Source organism: Gemmatimonadota bacterium (assembly GCA_016713785.1).
In the GTDB taxonomy this organism is placed as follows: Bacteria; Gemmatimonadota; Gemmatimonadetes; order Gemmatimonadales; family GWC2-71-9; genus JADJOM01.
The window spans coordinates 2,137,823-2,161,248 of the sequence record JADJOM010000003.1; the positions used below are offsets into that span (position 1 = coordinate 2,137,823).

Below are 23,426 nucleotides of genomic sequence, written 5' to 3' on the forward strand. Positions count from 1 at the left end.
GCTAGACGGCCGCCGCCGCTGTCGGCAGCACGAACCACCGCAGCTGCTCGGCGGCCTCGGGGAGTGGCGCCTGGCCCCCGCCCCGATCGGGGGGCCCCGGGGCACGGGACGCCGCCCCGAGGACGCGTCGCGCCTCCTCGAGATATGCGGCCAGCCGCGAGATCGGCTCCCGGTAGTGCCGCCCGTCGAACCGGAGCTGGCCGTCCTCATAGCGGATCGCGGCCAGCGTCATGGGCGGCTCGGGGGTGATGGTGGCGTGGCGCCAGACCCCGGTCTCCACCGCGAAGTGGTACTGCGGAAGGAGCCGCCAGCCCTCCCGGGCCACCAGGTCCACCGCGTCCAGCAGGAAGCGGAACTCCGCCTCGGCGATGAAGTAGTTGAAGCTCACCCGGACCCAGCCGGGCTTGATCACCTCACACCCCTGGGTGATGACGGACTCGAACCGATGGCTCGTCTCGAGATCGATCCCCAGCAACCGATGCCCGTACGGCCCGGCGCAGGAACAGCCTCCCCGGGCCTGGATGCCGAACAGGTCGTTGAGGAGCGCCACGACAAAGTTGTGGTGCAGGTAGCGGGCGGAGCCGTTCGCCAGTACCGGCGGGGCGTGCACCACGAAGGAAACGATCGACAGCCGCTCGGCGTCCGGGTGCCCCAGGATCTGCAGCCGCGGGTTGGCCGACCAGGCCGCGATCGCGCCGCGGATGAACGCTTCTTCCCGTCGGCGGATTTCCTCGATCCCGACCACCTCCTTCAGCTGGAAGACCAGCCCCGCGCGGATCGACTCGATGATCGCCGGCGTGCCACCCTCCTCCCGGTGCTCGGGATCTTCGAGGTACCGGTGCCCCTCCGGGTTCACGTACTGCACCGTGCCGCCACCCGGCACGCCGGGCACCCGGTTCCGCAGGATGTCCCGACGGAGCACCAGTATCCCGGGCGTCCCCGGCCCGCCGATGAACTTGTGGGGCGACAGGAAGACCGCGTCCTTGAAGTCGGTGCCATGGGCCGTGGGCGAGCGCATCTCGACCTGCACGTAGGGCGCGGAGGCGGCGAAGTCCCAGAACGAGAGCGCGCCGTGCCGGTGCAGCAGGGACGAGATCGCCGAGGTATCGGAGATGACGCCCGTCACATTGGACGCCGCCGAGAAGCTCCCGATCCGGAGGGGGCGGTCCTGGTACTCCTCGAGGCGTCGTTCCAGCTCCAGCAGATCGATCGCGCCGTTGGCGTCCTCCCCGATCTCCACCACATCGGCAATCGACTCGCGCCACGGCAGCTCGTTGGAGTGGTGCTCGTACGGCCCCACGAAGACCACGGGGCGCCGGTGCGGCGGGATCCGCGCCTGCAGGCCGAGCTGCTCTGCCAGCTCCACCGGGAGGCGGAGCCCCAGGATGTTCACCAGGCGGTCGACCGCACCCGTGGAGCCGGAGCCCACGAAGATCACCGCGTGCTCTGCCCGGGTGGCACCCACCGCGGCGCGAATGATCTCCCGCGCCTCCTCGCGGAACCGCGAGGTCTGCCGCCCGGTGCCGGAGGTCTCGGTATGCGTGTTGGCGTACAGCGGCAGCACGTGCTCCCGCAGGAAGTCCTCGACGAACCCGAGCGACCGGCCCGAGGCGGTGTAATCCGCGTAGGTCACCCGGCGCAGACCGAACGGCGTCTGGACAGCGGCATCTGCCCCCACCACCGAGGACCCGATGGTGTCGATGAGCGGATGCGGCGGCAGCGGGAACGACCCGGACATGCGCGGTCCCTTGGGTGGGGTCGGCCGAAGGTACCGATGCCACCCCCCGGGGCGGAAGCCCGGAGTGCGCCGGGACTGCTGGCCCCCGTCTCCGGCGTGGCCTATTATTGAAAGGTTGCCCCGCCCTCGTCCCGAACCCTCACACGGTGCCGTGTCCGACACCCTCGCCAAGCTCCAGGCAGCCCTCAAGGACCGCTACGGGATCCAGCGCGAGCTGGGGCGCGGCGGCATGGCCACGGTCTACCTCGCCACCGACCTCAAGCACGACCGCGAGGTGGCGATCAAGGTGCTGCACCCGGAGCTCGCCGCCACTCTGGGGCCGGAGCGCTTCGACCGCGAGATCAAGTTCGCCGCCAAGCTCCAGCACCCCAACATCCTCGGCCTGTTCGACTCGGGCGACGCCGACGGCCTGCTCTACTACGTCATGCCGTTCGTGTACGGGGAGTCGCTGCGGGAGCGGCTGGAGCGGGACCACATGCTGCCAGTGGACTTCGCCGTCCACGTGGCGCTGGAGGTGGCCGACGCGCTGGGCTACGCCCACATGCTGGGCATCGTCCACCGCGACATCAAGCCGGAGAACATCATGCTCTCCGGCGGCCACGCCCTGGTGGCCGACTTCGGCATCGCGCGGGCGGTGACCGAGGCGGGCAGCAGCCAGAAGCTCACCGAGACGGGGATGGCCGTGGGCACCCCGCTCTACATGAGCCCCGAGCAGTCGGTCGGCGACACCGTGGGCCCCACCAGCGACATCTACTCCCTCGCCTGTGTGCTCTACGAGATGCTCGCCGGGCACCCGCCCTTCTCCGGCAGCAACGCCCGGCAGATCATGGCCCGGCACGCCATGGAGCAGGTGCCCAGCATCCAGGTGGTGCGCGACACCGTCCCCGACCAGGTCGAGGACGCCATCATGGCCGCGCTCAACAAGGTCGTGGCCGACCGGCCCCAGACCGCGGCACAGTTCGCCGAACTGCTCGGCGCCCCCGCCGGTGGCACCGCCACCCGCTACGCCGCCTCCCGCGTCACCGCCACCCGCCGCGCGGTGCGCACCCCGCCCGCGGGCTCCGTCACGGTGACGGTCAAGAAGCGCTCGCTGTTCGCGCTCGGGATCGGTGGCGCGCTGCTGGCGCTCGGACTCGGCGGGCTGGGCTGGTACCTCATGGGGCGGCCCGGCGGGGCGCGCACCACCGCCGGCGGGCTCGACCCGCACCGGGTGGCGGTGCTCTACTTCGACGACCTGAGCCGGGACCACGAGCTGGGCTACCTGGCCGACGGCCTCACCGATGCGCTGATCACCTCGCTCTCCGGGGTGCAGGGCCTCTCGGTGGTGTCGCGGGGCGGCGTGGAGCAGTTCCGGGGCTCGGGCGCCGCGCGCGACAGCATCGCCCGGGCGCTCCAGGCCGGGACCCTCGTGGTGGGCACCGTGGAGCAGACCGGGGGGCGGATCGCGGTGGGGCTCCGGCTGGTGGATGGGAACAGCGGCGCCGACTTCGACCGCGCCACCGTGGAGGCCGGCAGCGGCGACCCGCTCGCGCTGCGCGACTCGCTCGCCAGCGAGGCCGCCCGCCTGATCCGCAGCCAGCTGGGTGAGGAGATCCGCCTCCGGACCAGCCGGGAGGGCACCCGCGACGTCAACGCCTGGTCGCTGGTGCAGCGGGCGGAGCAGGCGCGGCGGCGCGGGCTGGCCTTCGCCGCGCAGGGCGACACCGCGGGCATGGGCCGCGAGTACCGGGTGGCCGATTCGCTGCTGGCGCAGGCCGAGCCGCTCGACCCGCAATGGGCCGAGCCGGTGGTGCTGCGCGCCCAGCTGCTGTACAGCCGCTCGCGGCAGCTCGGGGACGACCCGCTCCGCGCCAGCCGCGTCATCGACCAGGGGATGGCCGAGGCGGCGCGCGCGCTCCGGATCGACGGCGCCAGCGCCGACGCGCTCGAGACGCTGGGCAACCTCCGCTACTGGCGCCTGCTGCTCGGGCTGGAACAGGACCCGGGGCGGGCCCGCGCGCTGCTCGACAGCGCCCGCGCCAACCTGGAAAAGGCCACCGAGCTCAACCCGCAGCAGGCCGGGGCGTGGGCCACGCTGTCCCACCTCTACACCCGGGCGCGCACCTCGGTCGAGGTGTACGACGCGGCGCGACGCGCCTTCGAGGCGGACGCCTTCCTCGGCAATGCCGACAAGATCCTGCAGCGGCTGTTCCTCTCCGCCTACGACCTGGGCGACGCCCTCAAGGTGGCCCACTGGTGCGACGAGGGCCGCCGGCGGTACCCCGCGGACGCCAAGTTCGTCTACTGTCGCCTGGTCCTGCAGACCATGAAGGCCACCGACCCGGCGCCGGCGGCGGCGTGGGCGCTGGCCGACACCCTGGTGCAACTCACCCCCGAGGGGGGGCGCGAGTACGAACGACTGAACGGGCAGATGCTGGTGGCCGCCGTGCTGGCGCGGGCCGGGCAGGCCGACAGCGCGCGGCACCTGGTGGCGCGCTCGCGCGGGGACGCGACGCTCGATCCCACCCGTGACCTGATGCTCACCGGTGCCTTCGTCTACACCCTGCTCAACGACCACCAGGCGGCCCTGGACGCGCTCCGGACCTATCTGGTGGCCAATCCGGGGCGGGCCCAGGACCTGGCCGAGGACCCGGGATGGTGGTTCCGGGAGCTGGCGACGGACCCGGGGTTCAAGCAGCTGGTTGGTGGGGCCTGATCATCACCTGCTGTGGTATCCCTGCAATCGGGGGGCTCGACGGGGCCGAGCGCCGCCTGGGGCGAGTACCGTAAAGCAAATACCAGCAAGGGCTTATGGCGCTGACCGAATCGTGACCCCGATCGGTGATGCCGCGCACATATCCTGCATCAAAAGTTCCGGATTCCTTCCCGATCACCCGAGGCATTCCCCCATGCGTCCCCTCGCCCTGCCGGCCCTCGCCGGTCTCGCCCTGCTCCTGTCCTGTTCCGGCGACGCGCCGTCGGGCCCCGATGGCCTGGCCCTGCCGCGCGGCGCGGTGGTGGCCAATGCCTGCACCACGATCGACGCCCTGCGCCTCCAGGTGAACGCGCTGTTCCCCGCCGGGAAGCTCAATCGTGAGGCCAGCACCTGGATCACCCAGATCCAGAAGTCGGTGAAGCAGCCCGACCTGCCCACCGCCCAGGCCAAGATGCTGGCGCTGGTGGACTACACCATCAAGAACTACTACGCCCACCTGCTGATCGGCGACCAGGGCGCCACTACCCAGGCCACCGTGGTGAGCTTCGTCGACAACCTCTACTGCTACGTGGGGCTCGCCTCGCCGCACATCCCGATCGGCGCCTTGGGCGACGACGGGGTGGTGGCGGTCATCGGTCCCACCACGCCCGCCCAGACGGTGGTGACTCCGAGCGCGCAGGCGGGGGTTGCCCTGCCGGCCGCGGCGACGCCGGCCACGACGGTGCTCGCGGTCTACCGCCTGCCCGACACCCCGAACCCGCTCAACACGGCGCTGGACCAGTACCCCGCCTACTACGAGTTCCAGGTGTCGCCGGTGGTGAGCTTCACCCAGGACGTGATCGTGGGGGCCTGCCAGCTGGGGACCTTCGCCCCCGTGGACTACGGGCGGCTCAAGCTGGGCCACAACCTGGGCGGGACCGGCTTCGAGCTGCTGCCCAAGGCCGCGCCGGCCTTCCTCGACTGCACGGGGCTCGCCAGCACCGGCGACGTCTCCGCCGATGGCACCTGCTGCCTGGGCGGGACCACCAGGAACTTCAGCCCCTTCGGCGCGGTGGACACCCTGACCACGATGGACGCCGCGTCGTTCCGCTCGGTGCCTGGCACGCCCAATACCCCGATGCCGGCCAACCTGCTGCCGGCGGTGCAGATCATCACGCCGAGCGGCCGGCCGGTGCCGGGCATCAGCATCACGTTCTCCGTGCCCGCCGGCAGCGAGGGGTCGGTCAGCGGCGCCATGCAGGTGACCGACGCCAACGGCATCGCGCGGCTGGGCGGCTGGGTGCTGGGTCCCGGCGCGCTGCCGAACACCGTGATCGCCACCGGCACGCCGATCCCCGGCAGCGGCATCGCGCGCAACGGGCTGAGCTTCACCGCCACCCTGCCCTGATCGCGGTCCCCTCCGTACACGCCGCCGCCGGCGGACCCCTGGTCCGCCGGCGGCGGCGTCTGGCTCCCGGCCTAGAATCGTGAGGCGGTGAGCGTGACGTCCGCGTCCTTCCACGCCGCGCGGAAGCGGGCCTCCACCTCCCGGGCCTCGGCGGCGCGCCCCTGCCGCTCCAGGCTGCGGGCCAGCCCGAACAGCGACCAGCCGTTCTCCGGGAAGTCCCGGAGGTCCTCGCGGTACACCCGCTCCGCCTCCGCGGCCGCCCCGGCCGCCAGCAGGGCCTTGCCGAGCGAGTGCCGCGCCGGGTAGTACCAGGTGGGCGGCTCGGTGTAGGCCAGCCCATCCTCCAGCGCCACCGCCTCGGTGAACGCGCGCACCGCGGCGCGGGGCTCGCCGGACCGGAGCAGGATCTCTCCGTCGAGCATCCGCTCGGCGATCTGCATGGCGATCCGGTTGTCCCCGTCGGGCAGCCCCCGCACGATGCCGCGGACCGAGTCGAGCGCCGCGCGCGCCTCGGCCCAGCGGCGGCGGGCGGCGAAGGCCACCCCGCGGCCGTAGTAGGCCATCCCGGTGGTGAAGCGCAGGTCGGTGGGCGGGAGCGGCTCCGCCAGGATCCCGCCCCAGTCGCCGAAGGTGACCATGGTGTAGTAGACCACCGGCGTGACCGCCTCGAGCCAGGGCTGCGCGCGGGCCTGCTCGCTTCCCACCGTTTCGGTCACCCGCCGCGCCGCGCGCAGCGCCACGGCCCGCCGGCCCGACATCGAGGCGGCGAAGCTCATGAAGTGCCAGTTGTGCGGATAGTAGCCCAGGCCGTAGAGCCCCTGGCGGCTCACGTTCGGCCCCTCGAAGAAGTGCTCGTCGGCGTGCACCGCGTGCTCGTTGGCGCGGATGGCGTCGGCGTACCGTCCCACCCGGATGTAGATATGCCCGGGCATGTGCACCAGGTGGCCGGCCCCGGGCATGAGCCCCGCCAGCCGCTCGGCGCAGGCCACGGCGCGCTCGGGTTCCACCGCCTCCACCGCGTGGATCAGCAGGTGGCATCCCCCGGCGTGATCCGGATTGGCCGCTAGCACGCGCTCGATGCGCGCCAGAATGGTGAGCGTGGCCGGACGCGCGCTGCCGTCCGGCATCCAGTACCGCCATGGACTCAGGTCCATCAGGGCCTCGGCGTGGAACGCCTGCAGGTCGAGGTCCTCCGGGTACCGATCGGCCACGCGGCCGATCGCGTCGGCCCACGCGGTGTCGGCCGCGGCGCGGCTCCGCGCGGGATCATACCGCTCCCCCAGGGCGCGGATCATCCCCTCCTCCCGCTCCCCGCGCCCGGGGAGGGTCAGCGCACGCCGGGCCGCCGCCCATGCCTGCATCCCGGTGGCGCTGTCCATCGGCGCGTTGATGTTCGGGCCAAGCGCCAGCGCCTGACCGAAGGCACACATGGCGCACGCCGGATCCCGCCGCTCCGCCTCGGCGAAGGCCCGCACCGCCTCGGCGTGGTTGAAGGCCCAGTAGAGCCGCAGGCCCTGGTCGAAGTAGGCCTGGGCCATCGGGTCGCCGGTGGTGATGGCATAGTGCAGGGCGCCGAGATTGGCGTACAGGGGCATTGAGTCGGTGGTGCCGTGCTGCTCGTGCCCCTGGCCGGCGAGGGCGCCGGGCAGGAGGGCGGCGCCCAGCGCCAGCAGGTGACGGAAACGGGACATGCGAGCCTCCATGGTTGGGGACGGCGCATGGCCGGCCCGGGGGGTCAAACCTATATTGCGGGCAATCCCACACCCACCCGACATCCCGGCCCGACCGCGCCCGATGCCCCCTCACGGCGACCCCCATCCTCCGGGTGATGTACCCGCTCCCCCCGCGGCCGCGGAGGCCGCGGACGCGCTCGCCCGGATGCTCCCGCTGGTGCACACCGAACTCCGTGCCGCGGCGGCCCGCCTCCTCTGGCGCGAAGGGCCGGGCCACACCCTGCAACCCACCGAGCTGGTGCACGAGGCCTGGCTGCGGCTGGCCGGCCAGGCACCGTCGCGCATCGAGAGCCGGCAGCACTTCGTGGGCATTGCCGCCCGGCTCATGCGCCAGGTGCTGGTCGATCACGCGCGGCGGCGGCTGGCCCTCAAGCGCGGGGGCGGGGTCCGGGCCGTCACGCTGGAGCAGGCGGGCGCCGCGGCGACGCTCGCGCCGGAGGAGCTGCTGGTGCTCGACGAGGCGCTGGAGCGCCTCGGGCAGCAGTCACCGCGGCTGCGCCAGGTGGTCGAGTACCGGTTCTTCGCCGGGCTGGAAGAGGAGGAGATCGCGCAGGTGCTGGGAGTGACCAGCCGCACCGTGCAGCGGGACTGGGCCAGGGCCCGGGCGTGGCTGCACCAGGCGCTCGCGCCCGAGGGAGCGGCCGGTGGCCGCTGAACCGGAATGGGCGGAGGTCGAGCGGCTCTTCGACGCAGCGCTCGACCTCCCGCCCGCGGACCGGCTGGCGTGGCTCGCCACCGCCACCCGGGACCCGGAACTCCGGGCACTGGTGGCCCGCATGCTCGCCGCGCACGCCACCGAGGGGCCGCTCGACCGCCCGCTCGACGTCTCGCCCCTCTCGATCCGTGCCCGCCTCGAGGCGGCGCTCGACGACCGCTACGAGATCGACGAGGAGATCGGCCATGGCGGGATGGCCACGGTCTACCGGGCCCGGGAGCGGAAGCACGAGCGCCCGGTGGTCCTCAAGGTGCTCAAGCCGGAAACCGCGGTGGCCTTCGGCGCCGAGCGGTTCCTCGCCGAGATCCACGTGGCCGCGCAACTCTCCCACCCCCACATCCTGGCGCTGCTTGATTCGGGGGAGGCCGACGGGCTCCTGTACTACGTGATGCCATGGCTGGGCGGCGAGACGCTGCGCACCCGGCTGCGGCGGGAGCGGCGCCTCCCGGTGGCCACGGGGTGCCGCATCCTGCGCGACCTCGCGGACGCGCTGGCCAGCGCGCACCGCGCGGGCGTGGTGCACCGGGACCTCAAGCCCGAGAACATCCTCCTCGTCGGCGACCACGCCTACCTCCTCGACTTCGGGATCGCGCAGCTCCGGATGACGGATACGGCGGATCGGGTCACCGGCGAGGGCACGGTCGTCGGCACCATGGGCTACATGGCGCCGGAGCAGGAGGCCGGGGTCCACACCGACCACCGCGCCGACATCTTCGCGCTCGGCGTGGTGGGGCGGGAACTCCTGACCGGCATGGAACCGGGGCTCTTCACCAGCATCCTCCCTGAAACGCTCCCCCCCGAGACGCCGGCGGCCCTCGGCACCCTGCTGCAGCGCTGCCTGGAGACCGACCCCGCGGCACGACCCGCCGACATGGACGAGGTGCTGGCCACCCTCACTCCCCTGGTCCGGCCGGATCTCCAGCATCCCGTGCCGCTCCCCCGCCGCCGCCGGACGCTGCCGCTGCTGCTGCTGGGCGTGGGACTGCTGGCCGGCGCCGCCTGGTGGACCATGGGCCGCCGGCCGGCGCCGGTGCCGCTCGGGAGCCTCCCGCTGCCGGTCGCGGTGGCGCCGCTGGAGAACGAGACCGGCGACACTGCGCTGGCGGTGTGGGGACGGATGGCCGGCGACTGGATCACCCAGGGACTGCAGGAGACGGGGACGCTCACCGTGATCCCCTGGCCCAATGCCCGGGAGGCGGCCGGCCGCCACACGGCGGGCGGCGACCAGGTGCGCCTGATGCGCGAGGAAACCGGCGCGGGCACGGTGATCACCGGCTCGTACTATCGCGTCGGCGACCGGCTCCGCTTCCAGGCGCAGATCACCGATGCGGTGCGCGGCACGCTGCTGGCCTATCCCGAGCCGGTGGAGACCAGCCGGGACTCGGTGGCGGAGGGGCTGCGCCTGTTGCGCGGCCGGGTCATGGGAGCCCTCGCCATCCGGCAGGACGAGCGGGTGGCCGCCATTCCCGGGCTGGCGGAACGCCCGCCCACCTTCGACGCCTACCGGGAGTTCGATCGCGGGCTCGAGCTGCACGATGCGCAGCGCTACGGGGAGGCGGTGACGGCCTTCCGGCAGGCCTTTGCGCTCGACTCCACCTTCGGCGTGGCCCTGTTCTCCGCAGCCGTGGACCTGTGGAACACCGACGATTACGTCGCGGTGGATTCCGTGGTCGCCCTGCTGGGATCACGCCGGCTGCAGCTCACCGAGTACCACCAGCTCCAGGTCGGCTACCTGCGGGCGCTGCTCGACGGTGACGGGCAAGGCGCCTACGCGCTGGCCCGGCGCGCGGCGGAGCTCACCGGCGACACCCGCGGGCTCAACGCCGTGGCATGGATCGCCAACGCCACCAACCGGCCGGCGGCGGCGCTCGCGGCGCTCCAGCGCATCGATCCCGACGCCGGGAGCGTGCGTCGCTGGGCGCCGTACTGGATCCAGCGCGCCCACGCCGAGCACCGGGTGGGCCGCTTCGTGACGGAGCGGGAGAGCGCCCGCCAGATGCAGCAGCGGCACCCCGAGAGCCGGATCGCGCTGGTGCTGGAGGTGCGGGCGGCGGCCGCGCAGGGCGACACCCGGGCCGTCGATTCGCTGCTGACAGTCGCGGGGGGGCTCTCGCCCGACAGCTACTGGTCGGAGGGGGCGGCGCTGGTGGTGGCGGGCGAGGAGCTCAACGCCCACGGCCGCGGTTTCGCGAGCCCGGCCTACTTCCGCCGCGCGGTCCGCTGGCTGGCCAACCAGCTGGCGCGGGACCCGCACCACCGGGCCCACCGGTACTGGATGGGCACGGCGCTCTACGACGCCGGCCAGTGGCAGTCGGCCGAGCCGTACTTCGCGTCGCTGGCGGAGGATTTCCCGGAGCGGCTGCAGTACCGGGGCCTCGAGGCGCTGGTGCTGGCACGCGCCGGTCGTGCCGCCGCGGCGGAGCAGCGCCTCGGCCCCCGGCCCCGGTTCACCCCGGCCGAGCACACCCTCTACCGCGCCCGGCTGGCCGCCATCGCGGGCCGCCGCGAGCACGCCATCTCGCTGCTGGCCCAGGCCGTGGCCGAGGGGTACGAGTCGCTCCCCTGGCTCCACGCGGTGGCGTTCCGCGACTTCGGCGGGCTGGTGGGCGATCCGCGCTACGCGACCCTGATGCAGCCGGACACCACCCCGTGACCGCGCCGGCTTACCCCCCGCCCTCGCCGCGCTGCAGCTGGTAGAAGGCCCGCCACGCATCGTGATAGACCGCCTCGCGTGAGGCACCCTGCCGCCGGCCCACCGCCGCCTTGAAGTTGTCGTAGTCCACCCCGCGCACCAGCGTGGCCATCGCGACCGCGACGGCCTCCCGGGGGGCCTGGGCGCGGAAGCGGTAGTCCGCCTCGCCGTCCTCCGCGATGGCGCTCAGCACCGGGAGGCAGAGCCCGCCCAGCGCCTCCAGGTCCTCCCGGACCCGGGCGCGGATGGTGAGCGTGCCCTGCGCCCGGTCCCACGGCTTCTCCACCACGCTGAAGAAGCCGACCGTGGTGACGATCCACATGCCTCCCCGCCTCTCATTGAAGGTCCCGGGCCCCTGCCCGGCCTCAGCCTGCCCCACGCCAATCTGTCCCTCCTCCGTCACCCGATCGTCAAACCCCGCACCTTGCAATGTGCCAAGGGGGTGCGACAGGCAGCCTGCAAGACCGCATGAAGGAGGTATAAAGTCAGGCGACCTCCCTGCCGATGGTACCACAACGGACCATGGAGGGTCCGACACCGTATGCACAGGGAGCAGGCCATGTCCATCGCAGGGATCACGTTCAACAACACCCGGTTCACCCACGGGGTCCGGGGCGAAGGTCACGAGCGGCGCCAGGCCCTGCGGGCCCTGGCCGGCGCCCTCGAGACCGGCAACCTGGAGGCGGCAGGCACCGCCTATCAGGCCCTCAAGGAGGCCGGCCCAGGCCGCCGCTTCCAGGGGACCAGCCCGGCCGCCACCGATCTGGCGACGAAGTTCGCCGCGGTGGGCACGGCGCTCGAGGCCGGCGACCTCGCCGGCGCGCAGGGGGCCTTCGACGCCCTCCGCGGCGCCATCCGCGACGGGGGCAGCCCCCCGCCGCCGGAGATGAGCATCCAGCCGGTGCCGAATCCGGGTGAGGTCAGCACCCAGCCCGTCGGGATTCCCCAGGTGGTCTACCAGGTGCTCGCCCAGCTCGGCTTCACCGTCTCGGCGCAGGGCGGCCTGCCGGGTACCGCCCAGCCGGCGGCCACCGTGCCGCAGATCGGGGCGCCCGCCACCGGCGGGGCCAGCGCCACCGTGCCGCAGATCGGCGCGCCGACCACCGGGACCACGCCGGCCGGTTCCACGGGCGGAACGGCGCCGGCCAGCGGAACGCCGGGCGGCACGCCGACCACCGGATCCCCGGCGGCCGGGTACAGCCTGTCGCTTTCGTATCTCCAGGTGAGCTGGAGCTACGGCGGGAACTCCGGGAGCTTCACCCAGACCGGCCTCAGCCTGAACGTCACCGGCTAGCGCCACCCTCCCACCGGCTCCGCGCGCCGCGACGAGTTCCTCGTCGCGGCGCGTGTGCGTCTGGTCCCTGTGATCCTGCGCACACGTCCACGACCGTCGCTGGAACGAAGCGGTGCATCGGCACGTGACGCTGGGCGGGGCGCCCAGGCCTTCATGAGCAGCCAAGCCGCTACGGCGCGGTGACTTCACCTCCGGTGCGGGAGTTGCCCCTGGTCCAGGCGACCCGAAATCGGAGGTCGTCATGGCGCGGATCAGGCTCCGCCACCCGAATGGTGGCCAGTACTCCTTCGAGACCGAGGAGGAGTTCGAGCGGGCGCTCGATGGTGGCCGCATCACCCAGGCGTGGCAGGTCTTCCACGCTCGAGGCGGCACCTGGCTCCCGCTCAGCCTGCACCCGGCCTTTCGCCGTCGCCGCGTGGTTCCGGAGGACTCCCGCGGCGGGGACCTTCCGGCGGCCTGATCGCCCGTGGTCAGTGACCTGCCGCCGCACCGCTACAACACCTGGTCCTTCTCGTTGCGGGTTCGGGTTCGATGAAATGACCTAAGTCATTGCCATTGAGCGTTTTCCGCACTTGGCCCACAGGTTGCAAATCCCGGAGGGCAGACCTGACCCCCTTGTGAGGCGCGTCACGAATGCCGGCTGTTCTCCTGCAGAGTCCTTCCGGAACGCACCAGAGCTACCCCTCCCGGGAGGAGTTTGCGCTGGCCGTCCTCCGGGGCGAGGTGCGGGAGCAGTGGCGGATCTACCACGCCACGACTCGGCAGTGGTTGCCGGTGAGCGCGCACCCCGCGTTCCACGTGCGGCCCGCCAATTGGGCCCCACGGGTGGCGGTGACCGAGCGGAGCCCCGACCTGGTGCTGATTCACCCCGACGGTTCGGTGGAAGTGCGCCCGTCCGGCGAGTTCGCCGCTCCAGACCTCGACCGCACCCCCGAGCGCGCCCCGACCGAGGCCGCCCGCCCCGCGCGACCCCGCCCCTCGAACCCGGTGCTCGAGACCGCCCTCCGCACCGTCCCGACCTTCTCCCGCGCCCTCCTCGGAGTGGCCACCCTGGTGCACCAGCGCTGAGCCGACCCGCCGCCGACACCTCGCGGCACCCCACCTCGTAGAGTTGCCTCCATCCCCGGGAGGGTTCACCTTCCGGGCCATTCGTCCCGGCATCCCGCCACCCGCCAACACCGTCACGGAGCCGCTCCGCATGCGCCTGCGTCACCTCCTCGCCGGATTGCTCCTGGCTCCCTGCGCCGCCCTCACGGCCCAGCAGGACGCCGCGACGCTGCACGCCGACAGCCTCCGCGGCTCGGTCACCCCGGAGCGGGCCTGGTGGGACGTCGCGTACTACGACTTGAGCGTGCGGATCCAGCCGGCCGACAGCTCCATCCGCGGGGCGAACCGGATCACCTACCGCGCGCTGGCCCCGGGCCGGACGCTGCAGATCGACCTGCAGCAGCCGCTGGTGGCCGACAGCTTTGTCCAGGATGGCCGGGTACTCCAGAGCCGGCGCGACGGCAACGCCTACATCGTGACGCTCCCCGCCGAGCAGGCGGCCGGCAGCACCGCCACGCTGGCGGTGTTCTACGGCGGCAAGCCGCACGTTGCCAAGCGCGCGCCCTGGGACGGCGGCTTCGTGTTCACCGCCGACAGCCTGGGCCGCACCGTGATCGCCACCGCCTGCCAGGGCACCGGCGCGAGCATCTGGTGGCCCACCAAGGACATCCAGTCCGACGAACCGGACAGCCAGCGGGTGGCCATCACCGTGCCCGACGCCATCCGGAACATCTCCAACGGGCGGCTGCGCTCGTCCACCCCCAATGGCGACGGCACCACCACCTGGGAGTGGTTCGTCACCTCCCCGATCAACAACTACGACATCGCGGTGAACGCCGCGAGCTACGGGCACCTCGAGGACAGCTACGAGGGCGAGGGTGGCCGCCTGACGCTCAACTACTGGCCGCTCGACTATCACCTCGAGGCGGCGCGGCGGCAGTTCGCGCAGGTCAAGCCGATGCTGGCCTGCTTCGAGCACTGGTTCGGTCCCTACCCGTGGTACGCCGACGGCTACCAGCTGGTGGAGACCCCGCATCTCGGCATGGAACACCAGAGCGCGGTGGCCTACGGCAACCGCTACCTCAACGGCTACCTGGGCCGGGACCTGAGCGGCAGCGGCCGCGGGCTGTCCTGGGACTTCATCATCATCCACGAGAGCGCGCACGAGTGGTGGGGCAACAACCTCACCACCGCAGACATCGCCGACATGTGGGTGCACGAGAGCTTCGCGAACTACGCCGAGGGGCTCTTCGTCGAGTGCAGCCAGGGGAAGGAGGCGGGGGCCGAGTACAACCGCGGCAACCGACGCAGCATCCGCAACGATGCGCCCATCGTGGGGGAGTACGGGCTCAACCGCGAGGGCTCGGGCGACATGTACCCGAAGGGCGGGAACATGCTGCATACCATCCGGCAGGTGGTCGGCGACGACGAGGTCTGGCGGCGGACGCTGCGGGGCCTCAACGAGGTGTATCGCCACCAGGTGGTCACCGGCCGTGAGGTGCAGGACTACATCAGCTGGCAGGCGGGTCGCGACCTGAGCCGGATCTTCGCCCAGTACCTCACCACCACGAAGATCCCGACCCTCGAGTACCGCATCGCGGGGCGGCGGCTTCACTATCGCTGGGTGGACGTGGTGCCCGGCTTCGACCTGCCCCTGCCCGTCAAGCTCGAGGGCGAGGGCTACACCACCCTGCACCCGTCCGGGGCCTGGCAGTCGGTGCGCTACACCCGCGGCGCCACGGACAGCCTGTCCGTGCACCCCGACTACTACGTGAAGACCCAGGCGGCGCCGGTCGAGTAGCGGGCGCTACCGGAGCGCCAGCCGCTCCGTGCGCACCTGGCCCCAGCGGTCGGTGGCCTCCACCCGGCACTCGGTGGCCCCGGCGCCCGGGGTGGCGTAGAACAGGTGGGCCGTGGGGACCGGCTCCACCCACTTCCGCCGCGCCGGCAGCTCGGGCCCGCGGTGCAGCTCCACCGACAGCGGGTCGAGCCCCGTGCGCCGCGCCATGCGGCCGCGGGGCTGGCCATCCTCGTACCACACCACCGTCCACTCCGGATCCCAGTCCCAGAGGTTGGCGACCACCTCGTCCGGCGCGGTGGGGTCGGCGCCCCGGCGGTAGAGGCGCATCGCCTCGCCCGCGGCGGCGGTGGACGGCTGGTACCGCCAGCGCAGCTCGCTGCCGCGCACCTCGTAGACGCCAAACCCATCGGGGGTCCCGTCGTAGCAGATCGGGCCGCTCCACCAGGCGCCGCACGCGGTGCCGTGGACGTGCTCGTGCACCCCACCCTCGAAGAGGTGCTCGTGCTCGTGGGTGTGCCCGGAGAGGACGTGCGCGCGATACGGTTCCAGCAGGCGGTAGAGCGCCTCGCGGTTGTTTACCATCGAGGTGTGCCGCCCCTCGGCATCGCCGGAGCGCGCCGGAAGCGAGCTGGCCAGCGGGATGTGGAGCGCCACCACCACGGTGCGCCCCGCTTCCACCAGCGCCAGGTCCGCGGCCAGCCACTCGAGCTGGGGGGCGGAGAGGTAGCCGATGTAGCCGTCGCCGTGCCACAGCACGTCGTCCAGCACCACGTAGTGCACCTCGCCCCGGTTGAACGAGTACCACGCCGGCCCGAAGTGCCGCTCGAAGGTGGCGGTCGAGGCCTCGTCGGTGCGGGCGGCGTAGTCCATGTCGTGGTTGCCGACCACCTGGAAGAACGGCAGGTCCACCGCGCGGACCGCACGCTCGTACTCGGGATAGAGCGACAGGTCGTCGTACATGATGTCGCCGCAGGCGATCCCGAAGGCGGGCACGCCCCCGAGCCCCGCCAGGGCGCGGCGCAGCGCGGGCACGGTCTCGGCGTGGAGCAGGTCGGTCTCGTAGCGGTTCTGGGTCTGCGGGTCCGCGGCCAGGAAGAAGGCGTGGGCCGCGTCGCCGCCGGCGAGCGGGGTGAGGGCCCAGTCGGCGCGCAGTTCGCCGCGCGCATCCGGGGTCAGCGGGCGGAAGAGCTGCGCGGTGCCGCTCGCCTGCCGGGGGATCTCGTGCCCCGCGGGGAGCGAGAGGTGCAGCCAGCGTTGCCCGGCATCGCTCACCAGTTCGTAGGCGCCGCCTCGATCGGTGCGGACCACGGTGCGGCCGTCGCTCACCCCGGCGCCGGCGAGGGGCCGTCCAGCGGCGGTGACCCGGCCCCGGACCCGGATCGGGGCCCGTCGCCACGGACGCGGGAGGCGCGCGGGGGTGAGGCCAAGGGTGAGGAGCGAGGCGGCCGAAACCTCGCGCAGGAAGTCGCGTCGAGTGGAGTGGCTCATGCGGGGAACCTGGGTGGGGGTGGTCACGAACGGGTCGCGGCGCCGACACAAGCTCCGCCCCGGCGGGGGGCCTGTCCACCCCCAGCCCTCCGCACCCACCCCGGGGATACCCCCACCACGCCGGAGATGATTTCTTTGCAGGCGATGCCCGCACCCCTCCCCCCCGTCCCGGACCCCGCGCCCCCCGCGCCTCCGCGGAAGGACGACGCCACCCGTCGCGCCGAGCTGCTCAAGATGAAGCGGGTGGCCAACGGCCTGCTGGTCGTGGCGCTCGTGATCTTCCTGCTGGCCCTCTGGCTCGAGACCCGGTGGCCCTGGCTCGGCTTCGTGCGCGCCACCGCCGAGGCTGCGCTGGTCGGTGGCCTGGCCGACTGGTTTGCCGTCACCGCGCTGTTCCGCCGGCCGCTCGGCCTGCCCATCCCGCACACCGCCATCATCCAGACCCAGAAGGAGCGGATCGGCCGGGTGCTGGGCAACTTCGTGCAGAACCACTTCCTCTCGAAGGACATCCTGGTCACGCGGCTCGCCACCATGAAGGTGGCCGAGCGCTCGGCGCGCTGGCTGAGCGAGCCGGAGAACAGCCGCCGGCTGGCGCGGCACCTCGCGGCGGGCGTGGTGCAGGCCATGAAGACGGTCGAGGACACCCAGGCCCGGGCGCTCATCCACGAGAGCGCGATCGGCCGGCTGCAGGCGCTGCAGCTGGCCCCGCTGCTGGGCAACCTGCTGTCGGTGGTGGCCACCGACCAGCGGCACCAGGTGCTGCTCGACGAGGCGCTCCGCATCGCGGGCGAGGCCATCGAGAAGAACCGCGACGAGCTCGGCCGCCGCATCAAGGAGGAGAGCCCGTGGTGGGTCCCGACCGCGGTGGACCACGCCTTCCAGAAGAAGATCGAGGGGGCCAGCCAGCGCCTCATCGACGAGGTCAAGGCCGATCCCTACCACCCGCTCCGGCTCAAGTTCGACATCGCCTTCCGCCAGTTCATCGAGCGGCTGAAGAGCTCGCAGGAGGTGCAGGCCCGGGCGGAGGCCCTCAAGGCCGACCTGCTGGCGCACCCGGCGGTGGGGGAGTTCGCCGCCACGCTCTGGGACCAGGCGCGCGGGGCGGCGGAGCGCTTCACCGCCGACGCCGACGACCAGGCGCTCGCCCCGCTGGCCCGCGGCATCGGCTCGGTGGGCACCTCGCTGGCCGCGAATCCCGACCGCCTGGCCGAGCTCGACGAGTTCCTCACCGGCTTCGCGGCCTCGGTGCTGGAGCGGCACCGGCATGAGGTCGGCGCCCTGATCGCCGACACGGTGCGGCAGTGGGACCCGGAGGTGGCCGCGGAGCGGCTGGAGCTGGCGGTGGGCCGGGACCTGCAGTTCATCCGGCTCAACGGCACGCTGGTGGGCGGGCTGGCCGGACTGGTGATCTACGTGGTATCCAGGATGCTGGGCGGCTAGGCGGCCGGTCGCACCCGACGCCGCACGCCCCCGGGGTCCTGGCCAGGATCCGGGGGCGTGGTGCATCAGGGGTCCCCGGGGCTAGAAGTGGAAGCCGTATCCGAAGAACACCGGCTGCAGCCCGAGCAGCCCGAGCCCGCCGATCAGGAGCCCGCCGAGGATGAACAGGAACGGGACGTACACCAGCCGCTGCACCAGCGGGTTGTCCCAGGGCACGTGATGCAGGACCGGCAGCAGCACGAAGGCGAACGCCAGCCCGAGGAACGAGAGCTGCACCAGCTGGAGGCAGGCCACGCCGAAGACCAGCCCGCACGCGACCTCGAATCCCTGCACCAGCGGGTGATCCGGATGGCTTCCGCCCGCCACCCGCTGCAGCCCGCGCCACGCCCGTGCCCAGGGAGTCGTCGGCGCCGGGCCCCCGTCGGTGACCGCGCGGCCGCGATCGCCGGTGACCAGGAAAGTGGCCTTGCCGGTGATGAGATAGCCCAGCACGCCGAGCGAGCTCATCGGCCCGAGCGCGGCGTACATCACCGTGCTCTGGCAGAGGAAGCGGAACAGCTGGCGCGGCTTGCCCGCCAGGTCGATCACGAAGCACAGGATCGGCGCCACGAAGGTGAGCAGGGTGATGAGGAAGAAGTCCCAGCTCTGCACCACCGCGAACCCCGGATGCAGGGCGCGCACCGGGAGCACCAGGGCGTGGCCGCCCAGTTCCAGGGTCAGTGGCTGGGGCTGGGTAAAGAGGAACGCGAAGACGATGTTGGCGTCGATGACGAACAGGAAGTACACCAGCGCGAGCGGCAGGCTGAGCGCCGGAAAGAGCACGTCAAGCTTCTCCACCAGCGGCACCTTGCCGGAGCGCAGCGCCGGCCACATCTCCCGCGCAAAGAACTCGCAGGTGCCCCGGGTCCACTTCATGTGCCGCACCCGGAAGGCGCGGATGGTCTCGGGAAACTCCTCGTAGCAGATCACGTCCTCCGCGAACACCCCGTGCCACCCATGCTGGCGGGCCCGCAGCGAGAAGGCGAGGTCCTCGGAGACGATCTCCGGGAAGCCGCCCACCTCCTCCCACACCTCCCGCCGGACCACCGCCCCGTGCCCCAGCAGCATGACGAAGCCATAGCGGTTGCGCAGCGGGTGGTACCAGCGCCAGTGGATGTCGATCCCCACGCCCACCGCCGACTGCAGCGCGCCGCGGCCCTCCGGGTTGGAGCGGTGGGTGGCCTGCACGAAGCCGGTGCGCTCGTGGGCGTACAGCATCGGCACCATGCGGCGCAGGAAGTCGCGCGGCAGGATCTCGTCGGCGTCGACCAGGGCGAAGACCGGCTCCGTGACCGCGGCGGTGCGAAGGCCATGGTTGGTATTGCCGGCCTTGAACCCGGACCGGTCCGGCCGGCGCACCACCTGCACCTTCTCCGGGTGCCGGGCCGCGAATGCGTCCACCCGCGCCCGGTACACCGGGTCGCTGCTGTCATCCAGGAGGTACAGCCGCCAGGTGGGGTAGTCCTGGGCCAGGCAGGAGTGGGCGCTCTCCTCCACGAAGTCGTTGCAGGTGAGGTAGAGCAGCGCCACCGCCGGGGGGTCCACCGTGAGCGGAGGCGGCAGGCGCACGCCGTGGAGGCGCCGGCGCCGCTGGTGCAGGGCGGCGAACAGCACCACGCACACGTTATAGATGCCATACAGCCAGGCCAGTTCGGTGAAGATGATGAAGTACAGCACCGCCACGGTGGCCACCGGTCCGTGGGCCAGGTCGAGCAGGCCCATCAGGCGCGGGTGGAACCAGGCCAGGGCGGCCGCCCACGCGATGAAGATCGTCAGGTAGAGCGTGGGGCGGGCGGCGACGGGGCGCGGGGGTTTCATGGCCGCCGCACCGCGAACGACAGGCCGACGGCCACCGACGTCAGGGGGCTCGCGCCCGGGGCGCGCTCGTGCCGGAGCAGCAGGTGGGCCCGGCTCCCGGCGCCGGTCCCGACCGTGAGGCGCGCATGACCATCCCACACCGTGCCATCCAGCCCGGCCGGCGAGTCGCTGATCCGCCCCACCGCCATCCCGCCGCCCAGCGCCGATACGCCGCCCAGACCGAGCTCCCCGGCGAGGAGGGCACGCCACTGGGCCTCGGCGCCGAGCCCGCTCCGCGCGTAGAACACGACCGGCTCCACCCGCAGCCGCCCGGTCACCGGCAGGTTCACGCCGGCATGCCCGACCCATTCGATGCGGTCATCGGCGCGGGGACCCACCTCCACCCCCGCCTTCCACGCGGTGCCGCCGGCGGTGTAGGCCACCTGCTCCAGGCCCAGCAGTGTCTGGCCCACGCGGCCCGGAAGGGTGCGCCGGCCGACCTGGACCACGGTGGTGAACCGCCCACCCCAGTCGAGCAGCGCGCCGCCCGACCAGGTCGGGACCCGTCGCCCGGCGCGCAGCAGGGAGAGGTTGTCGAGGCTCAGGCTGTTGTCATAGCGGCCGAAGAGGCGCAACGACGCGGCGGGCCACACCGCCAGCTCCACCGACCGCATCCCCACGCCATCGGCCTTGTCGCTCGCGGTGGCCCGCGGCGGGTTGCTGAAGCGCGAGTAGACGCCCCACGCGCTCAGCTCGAGGAACGGGCGCGACGGCGCACCCTGCGCCAGCAGCGGCTGGGTGGCGAGGGACAGGACGGCGGCGAGCAGCGCGCGCCAGACGGAGCGCGGAAGTCGGCGGGACATGGGATCCTCCAGGGGGTGAGGGCTCGCGGCGCTCCCTCATGGAGCGCGAACACCCTGGAGCTAGGCAGGAGCTGCACCATCCGGCATCACCGTGGCGAACCTGCGACAGCTCGCGGCACGGCATGGAGTTACGGGCCAGGCACCCGCGTGCGCGCGCGCCGTGTGGCCCACTCGGATCGGTGCACCCTCACCTGTTTCGAAACAGCGACCGGCGGCGCCCATCGAGGGCGCGCCGCCGGCATCCCTCCGCGTCAGTTGATGGTGATGGTCTGCGAGCGGGCGTTGTTGAGCGGGTTGCTGTCGCCCTGGATGGTGCTGATGGTGTAGACCGTGGGGTACACGCCGGCCAGGACGGCCGTCAGCGTGACCGTGAAGTCGGTCTTGCCCCCGCTCGCCAGGCTCGGCAGCTGGCAGGTGGTCCCGCTGATGCCGTCGTAGCTGCAGCCGAGCGTCCCGGTGCTGCTCGAGTAGCTGAATCCGGTGCTCGCCGGGATCGTGAAGGTTGCGCCCACCGAGGTGTTGGGCCCCAGGTTCTCGTTCTGGAGCGTCAGGGTGAAGCTGCTTCCGACCGTCACCACCGGCGGGGCGCTGAATACGTGCAGCTCCAGGTTGGTGACGCCATCGTTGTCGACGATCGTGGCCGTGACCGGCGCGGGCATGGCGCCGGCGTAGGCCGGGTCGGCGCTGGCCACGGCGTGGGCAATGGTGGCCAGCTGCGGTGGCGGCTCCACCACCGCGTCATCCACCGCACCGACCGTCACGAACCCGGGCAGCGCCCACGAGCTGGTGAAGAACGTCAGCGGCGCGAAGGCCGCCAGCTGTCCGCCCGCCGCACTCGGCGTCAGGGTGACGTTGGCGGTCGGTGCGCTGCGAAGGCACACATTGTACGAGGCACCGGCGCCGCCTTCCGTGACCGTCACCCCCGCCGGCGACACACTGACCGGCACCGAGGGGTCGTGCCCCACCAGCTGGAGGCTGGCCGTCGGGTTGTAGAGCCGCCAGCCCCGGGCCGCGCCGGGGGTCAGCCCCGTGGTGCTGGCAAACGCGCCGCGGACGAGCGGGAAGGAACCGTCCGTGACGATGGGCACCACCTCCCCGCAATGCCCACCGAGGAATCCGGACGACTCGATCAGCCGCAGCGCCCCGTTGTACACCACCAGGCCGGTGACGGCGAGCAGGTCGTGCTTGTCCGGCGCGGTGCCGGCGATGTCGAGGCTGACGGTGCTGGCCGGATCCAGGAACAGCGAGGCCAGGGTGAGGGTCCCCAGGCCGGGGAGCGCCGGCGAGGCCGGGGCGGCCCCGGGGGAGATCGTGCCGCCCACCGAGGTCACATTGCCAACGGCGCCCGTGCCCGAGAGCACCCCGCCCTCGAGGGAGAGCGGGCCAGACTGGCTGCTCCCCGACTCGGCCACGAAGTCGGCGCCGCCGAGGTCGAGCGGCGCGGCGGTCGAGGAGGTGATCGTCCCCCGGTTGTGGATCCGCGCGAGTGTCGGGAAGTCAGCGGGGCCGCCCAGCGTCAGCGTCCCGCTGTTCTCCACGCTGTCCGTCTCCATGCGGACCCGGGCCGTGCCACCGTTGATGATGAAGCTGCCTCGCGTTGTCGAGGAATCTCACGGGGGCCCAGAGTGTCATGCTGTCCGTCGGCGTGACCGTGATGGTGCCGCGATTGACCTGCGGCAGGCTCGCCTGCCCGTTGCCCGTGATGTCGAGACGCACCCCGGCCGGGAGGCTCCCGTCCGAGGTGACCACCGGCGTGGCCCAGATCACGCCGAGGAAGTTGATGTAGACCGTCTCGAGCTCGATGACTCCTTGGAGGGTGGTGGCGTCGAGGCTGATCGGCATGCCGATCACCCGGAGCCGGGCGCCGGGTCCGGTCAGCCGGGCCGGGATGGTCCCCGCCGTCCAGTGGAAGACGGCCGGCCAGTACGGCGGCACCGGCCAGCCGAGGGACGGTGGAACCGTCGTCGCGACGACCGTCCCCTGCCCGCTCACCGTCCCGCCTTCCATCCATACCGCGCCGAAGGCGTCGCCGGTGATGGTCAGGGTCGCGGCGGAGCCGGTGGCCTGCAGCGTGCCGGTGTTGTGGAAGGCGCCGACGTTGAGCGCCAGGTCGGCCCCGTTGACGTCGACGGTCCCGCCAATGCGGATCGAATCGGCGTCGACCACCGCCGCCTCCCCGGGGAAGTCCGCCCGCCAGGTGCCGTCCACCTGCACGAACCCCGTGGTCAGGTCGACCGGATCGTTCCACTTGAGGGTGCTGCCCACCTTGACGTGGATGCCGGTGGTCACGTTCCAGGCGGCGAGGACGCCGGCGTTGGAGTAGCTCAGGGTCACCGCCGCCCCCTTGGCCCCCACGACGATCGCGTTGACCACCCGGGGGCCATTCAGCGTGACCGTGTAGGTACCCACGGCATCGAGGCAGGCCACGGCATTCCAGCCGGGGACCACGGCGGGGGACCAGTTGCCGGCCACCGCCCAGTCGCCGCTGACCGGCCCGGCCCAGTGGGCGGTGCACGGCGGCAGCTTCACGATCGACGCGGGGGCCGCATCGGCTGGCTTCGGCGCAGCAATGTCGCGCGGGCCGGCCGGGTCGTCGGCGCACCCGACGAGCGGCACGAGGAGGGCAAGGCAGAGGCGGAGGCGGTTCCGCGGCATGACAGTCTCCAGGCTCGGTGAGGATGAGGGACCGAGTGGAGT

Annotated in this window: 17 protein-coding genes; 9 read left to right on the forward strand and 8 right to left on the reverse strand. The window is 72.5% G+C overall.

The annotated features are described in order from the left end of the window. Window position 1 precedes the first annotated feature (1 nt). On the reverse strand, window positions 2-1,738 hold the full coding sequence (locus IPJ95_17650) for an aminotransferase class V-fold PLP-dependent enzyme (GenBank protein ID MBK7925428.1): 1,737 nt from the start codon (window positions 1,736-1,738) through the stop codon (window positions 2-4). Between the two features lie 151 nt (window positions 1,739-1,889). On the opposite strand from IPJ95_17650, the gene IPJ95_17655 reads away from it, so the two are divergent. Together IPJ95_17655 and IPJ95_17660 are read left to right on the forward strand one after the other, a co-directional pair. After that, window positions 1,890-4,433 carry a protein kinase gene (locus IPJ95_17655; GenBank protein MBK7925429.1) on the forward strand — a complete coding sequence of 848 codons (2,544 nt, stop codon included), beginning with the start codon at window positions 1,890-1,892 and terminating at the stop codon, window positions 4,431-4,433. A gap of 193 nt (window positions 4,434-4,626) precedes the next feature. After that, the gene (locus IPJ95_17660; GenBank protein MBK7925430.1) at window positions 4,627-5,820 is read left to right on the forward strand and encodes a hypothetical protein; all 1,194 of its coding nucleotides are present in this window, start codon (window positions 4,627-4,629) and stop codon (window positions 5,818-5,820) included. Between the two features lie 71 nt (window positions 5,821-5,891). On the opposite strand, the gene IPJ95_17665 is transcribed toward IPJ95_17660, so the two are convergent. Then, complete coding sequence (locus IPJ95_17665; protein ID MBK7925431.1) at window positions 5,892-7,490, reverse strand: hypothetical protein; 1,599 nt, start codon at window positions 7,488-7,490, stop codon at window positions 5,892-5,894. A 124-nt stretch (window positions 7,491-7,614) separates the two neighbouring features. Here IPJ95_17665 and IPJ95_17670 point away from each other — a divergent pair, with 124 nt between their 5' ends. After that, window positions 7,615-8,208 (forward strand): sigma-70 family RNA polymerase sigma factor, encoded by a 594-nt coding sequence (locus tag IPJ95_17670; GenBank protein MBK7925432.1) that lies wholly within the window; start codon window positions 7,615-7,617, stop codon window positions 8,206-8,208. Next, complete coding sequence (locus IPJ95_17675; protein ID MBK7925433.1) at window positions 8,198-10,921, forward strand: protein kinase; 2,724 nt, start codon at window positions 8,198-8,200, stop codon at window positions 10,919-10,921. The genes IPJ95_17670 and IPJ95_17675 overlap by 11 nt, the downstream gene beginning before the upstream one ends. Before the next feature lie 10 nt (window positions 10,922-10,931). Here IPJ95_17675 and IPJ95_17680 read toward each other — a convergent pair whose 3' ends face one another. Next, window positions 10,932-11,282 (reverse strand): hypothetical protein, encoded by a 351-nt coding sequence (locus tag IPJ95_17680; protein MBK7925434.1) that lies wholly within the window; start codon window positions 11,280-11,282, stop codon window positions 10,932-10,934. A 237-nt stretch (window positions 11,283-11,519) separates the two neighbouring features. Between IPJ95_17680 and IPJ95_17685 the strand changes: the two genes are divergently transcribed. From IPJ95_17685 to IPJ95_17700, 4 genes are all read left to right on the forward strand, one after another. Further along, on the forward strand, window positions 11,520-12,254 hold the full coding sequence (locus IPJ95_17685) for a hypothetical protein (protein MBK7925435.1): 735 nt from the start codon (window positions 11,520-11,522) through the stop codon (window positions 12,252-12,254). Window positions 12,255-12,495: 241 nt separating this feature from the next. Next, entirely contained in the window at window positions 12,496-12,714 is a 219-nt protein-coding gene (locus IPJ95_17690; GenBank protein ID MBK7925436.1) for a hypothetical protein, read from the forward strand. A gap of 173 nt (window positions 12,715-12,887) precedes the next feature. After that, on the forward strand, window positions 12,888-13,322 hold the full coding sequence (locus tag IPJ95_17695; GenBank protein ID MBK7925437.1) for a hypothetical protein: 435 nt from the start codon (window positions 12,888-12,890) through the stop codon (window positions 13,320-13,322). Window positions 13,323-13,452: 130 nt separating this feature from the next. Continuing rightward, complete coding sequence (locus tag IPJ95_17700; protein ID MBK7925438.1) at window positions 13,453-15,102, forward strand: M1 family metallopeptidase; 1,650 nt, start codon at window positions 13,453-13,455, stop codon at window positions 15,100-15,102. Between the two features lie 6 nt (window positions 15,103-15,108). Here the strand turns inward: IPJ95_17700 and IPJ95_17705 are convergent, their stop codons facing one another. Next, window positions 15,109-16,590: a calcineurin-like phosphoesterase C-terminal domain-containing protein gene (locus IPJ95_17705; protein ID MBK7925439.1), complete on the reverse strand. Its 1,482-nt coding sequence runs from the start codon at window positions 16,588-16,590 to the stop codon at window positions 15,109-15,111. Window positions 16,591-16,734: 144 nt separating this feature from the next. On the opposite strand from IPJ95_17705, the gene IPJ95_17710 reads away from it, so the two are divergent. Then, window positions 16,735-18,030: a DUF445 domain-containing protein gene (locus IPJ95_17710; protein ID MBK7925440.1), complete on the forward strand. Its 1,296-nt coding sequence runs from the start codon at window positions 16,735-16,737 to the stop codon at window positions 18,028-18,030. 81 nt (window positions 18,031-18,111) lie between these two features. Here the strand turns inward: IPJ95_17710 and IPJ95_17715 are convergent, their stop codons facing one another. The 4 genes from IPJ95_17715 to IPJ95_17730 form a co-directional block, all read right to left on the reverse strand. After that, entirely contained in the window at window positions 18,112-19,887 is a 1,776-nt protein-coding gene (locus tag IPJ95_17715) for a glycosyltransferase (GenBank protein MBK7925441.1), read from the reverse strand. Beyond that, window positions 19,884-20,729 (reverse strand): hypothetical protein, encoded by an 846-nt coding sequence (locus IPJ95_17720; GenBank protein ID MBK7925442.1) that lies wholly within the window; start codon window positions 20,727-20,729, stop codon window positions 19,884-19,886. Before IPJ95_17720 ends, IPJ95_17715 begins: the two co-directional genes overlap by 4 nt. 251 nt (window positions 20,730-20,980) lie before the next feature. Beyond that, entirely contained in the window at window positions 20,981-22,282 is a 1,302-nt protein-coding gene (locus IPJ95_17725) for a hypothetical protein (GenBank protein ID MBK7925443.1), read from the reverse strand. Next, complete coding sequence (locus tag IPJ95_17730; protein MBK7925444.1) at window positions 22,227-23,384, reverse strand: hypothetical protein; 1,158 nt, start codon at window positions 23,382-23,384, stop codon at window positions 22,227-22,229. Before IPJ95_17730 ends, IPJ95_17725 begins: the two co-directional genes overlap by 56 nt. Window positions 23,385-23,426 lie beyond the last annotated feature (42 nt).